The organism is Tistrella bauzanensis, from assembly GCF_014636235.1.
Taxonomy (GTDB): Bacteria; Pseudomonadota; Alphaproteobacteria; order Tistrellales; family Tistrellaceae; genus Tistrella; species Tistrella bauzanensis.
Window position 1 is genome coordinate 1 of record NZ_BMDZ01000215.1, and the last position, 615, is coordinate 615.

The window sequence follows — 615 nt, forward strand, 5'->3', positions numbered from 1 at the left end:
TCGCGCAATTCGGCTCACCCTTGACGGAGCCGCCCTGCCGGTCGCATCGTAGCCTTGGCTCCGTCGGCGACGTGAGCAATTACCAGAGTTGTCTTCGTCAAGGATGATGCCACCCTGATCTACCCGAGCTCCGGAATATCCGGTGTTCCAGTGCCCATCGGGAATGACGTTTCCATTCCTCTGCCTGCTCAGGGCAGCGTCCTTAGCATGAGCTTGCCAATCCCCATTGCTTCTGGCCGTATCTATTTTTCCCAAGGAACTCTCAATTTCTCTATGGTGAAGACCCCCAATGGAGACGGCTTGGTACAACCGTCCGTAACCAACCTTCAGGATCCAAGTTCGGCAATTAATCGGGGTTTTATCGAATTTACCTACAGCACCGATCTGGCTCTCTGGGCAAACATCAGCTACGTCGATTTCGTCGGACTGCCTCTTGGCTTGAGTTTGGTAGCCCGGGACGGCAGAACGCAAATTATCAAAGGGCTGGGAGCCGACTCTGTGTCGCGGATCTGCAATAGCCTGGTCGAGCAGACTGAACCGCTCCGGGTTTGCCGGAGGCTGTTTCATTTGAGTCAGGCGGCGATGGTCGCCTGCTCGTGGCCGGCCCACCAGCGC

The 615-nt window shown here is 56.4% G+C and carries 1 protein-coding gene; it reads left to right on the top strand.

The window, feature by feature from the left end; all coding sequences use genetic code 11:
* Nucleotides 1–78 precede the first annotated feature (78 nt).
* Nucleotides 79–615: beta-1,3-glucanase family protein (locus tag IEW15_RS25645; protein WP_268237211.1), on the top strand; the 537-nt coding region annotated here is incomplete at its 3' end.